The sequence below is a fragment of the Neisseria sp. P0022.S010 genome (assembly GCF_051956635.1).
Map to the genome: position 1 here is coordinate 1 of NZ_JBQCXF010000546.1, position 1,971 is coordinate 1,971.

The window sequence follows — 1,971 nt, forward strand, 5'->3', positions numbered from 1 at the left end:
AAACTCCCCACCACCCCCCTGGCCGACAACGAACGCCTCAAAGGCCAGAGCCGCCACCTGCGCGGCACCATCGCCCAAGACCTCGGCGACGGCCTCACCGGCGGCTTCAACGGCGACAACTTCCAGCTCATCCGCTTCCACGGCATGTACGAGCAGGACAACCGCGACATCCGCGCCGAGCGGAACGACCAAAAGCTCGACAACCTCAAAAACGTCATGCTGCGCTGCCGCCTGCCCGGCGGCGTGATTACCCCGCAGCAATGGCTGGGCATCGACCAATTCGCCGGCAGCCACACCCTCTACGGCTCCATCCGCCTCACCAACCGTCAAACCTTCCAATACCACGGCATCCTCAAGCCCGACATCAAAGCCGTGCACCAATGGCTGCACAAACTCGGCCTCGACTCCATCGCCACCGCAGGCGACGTGAACCGCAACGTCCTGTGCACCAGCAACCCCGTGGAAAGCAGCCTGCACCGCGAAGCCTGGGAATGGGCGAAGAAAATCAGCGAACACCTCCTACCCAAATCCCGCGCCTACGCCGAAATCTGGCTCGACGGCGAAAAAGTGGAAACCACCGAAACCGCCCCCCTGTCCGAAGGCGTGAAAAGCGGCGACGACACCGAACCAGTACTCGGCGCCAGCTACCTGCCGCGCAAATTCAAAACCACCGTCGTCATCCCCCCGCACAACGACGTAGACCTGCACGCCAACGACTTAAACTTCGTCGCCATTGAAGGAAACGGCAAACTCGCCGGCTTCAACGTACTCGTGGGCGGCGGCCTCTCCATGGAGCACGGCAACACCAAAACCTACCCCGACACCGCCCGCGAATTCGGCTTCATCGGGCTCGACAAAGTGCTCGACTGCGCCGCCGCCGTCGTTTCCGTGCAGCGCGACTGGGGTAACAGGAGCGACCGCAAAGCCGCCAAAACCCGCTACACCCTCGAGCGCGTGGGCACGGAAGTATTCATCGCCGAAGTGGAAAACCGCATGGGCGCGAAATTCCAGCCCATCCGCCCCTACGAATTTACCACGCGCGGCGACCGCATCGGCTGGGTGCAGGGCGAAGACAAAAAATGGCACCTCACCCTCTTCATCGAAAACGGCCGCATCACCGACGCGCCCGGCCGCCCGCTCAAAACCGGCCTGCGCGAAATCGCCAAAATCCACAAAGGCGACTTCCGCCTCACCGCCAACCAAAACCTCATCGTGGCCGACGTGGCCGCCCGCGACAAGGCCAAAATCGAAAAAATCGCCCGCGAACACGGTCTCATCAACGACAAAGTGAGCAAACAGCGCGAAAACAGCATGGCCTGCGTCGCCCTGCCCACCTGCCCGCTGGCCATGGCCGAAGCCGAACGCTTCCTGCCCCAATTCCTCGACCATGTGGACGAAATCATGGCAGAAAACGGCCTGTCCGAAGAGCACATCGTTTTGCGCGCCAACGGCTGCCCCAACGGCTGCGGCCGCACCATGCTCTCCGAAATCGGCCTCGTGGGCAAAGCCGTGGGTCGCTACAACCTCTACGCCGGCGGCAACCGCCAAGGCACGCGTATCCCCCGCCTCTACAAAGAAAATATCACCGAACCCGAAATCCTCGCCATCCTGCGCGAATGGATCGCCGGCTGGGCAACAGGCCGCGAACCGGGCGAAGGCTTCGGCGACTATGCCGTGCGCACCGGCATCGTCCAACCCGTGCTCGACCCCCCGCGCGATTTCTGGAAAGCATCTGCCGCCTGATTCGGCAAGAAAAAGGCTGCCTGACACCTTTGCAAAATCCCCCCAAATCCCCTAAATTCCCACCAAGACATTTAGGGGATTTTCCATGAGCACCTTCTTCTGGCAAACCGCACAAGCCATGATTGCCAAACACATCGACCGCTTCCCACTATTGAAGTTGGATCAAGTGATTGATTGGCAACCGATCGAACAGTACCTGAATCGTCAAAGAACCTGCTACCTTAGAGA

The 1,971-nt window shown here is 60.9% G+C and carries 1 protein-coding gene and 1 pseudogene; both read left to right on the forward strand.

The window, feature by feature from the left end:
* Positions 1-18 precede the first annotated feature (18 nt).
* A complete protein-coding gene (gene cysI / locus ACTHUT_RS19215; protein WP_440419434.1) occupies positions 19-1,743 on the forward strand; it encodes an assimilatory sulfite reductase (NADPH) hemoprotein subunit in 1,725 nt (574 codons plus the stop codon).
* An 85-nt stretch (positions 1,744-1,828) separates the two neighbouring features.
* Positions 1,829-1,971, forward strand: a pseudogene (locus ACTHUT_RS19220) (IS5/IS1182 family transposase); the annotation flags it as partial.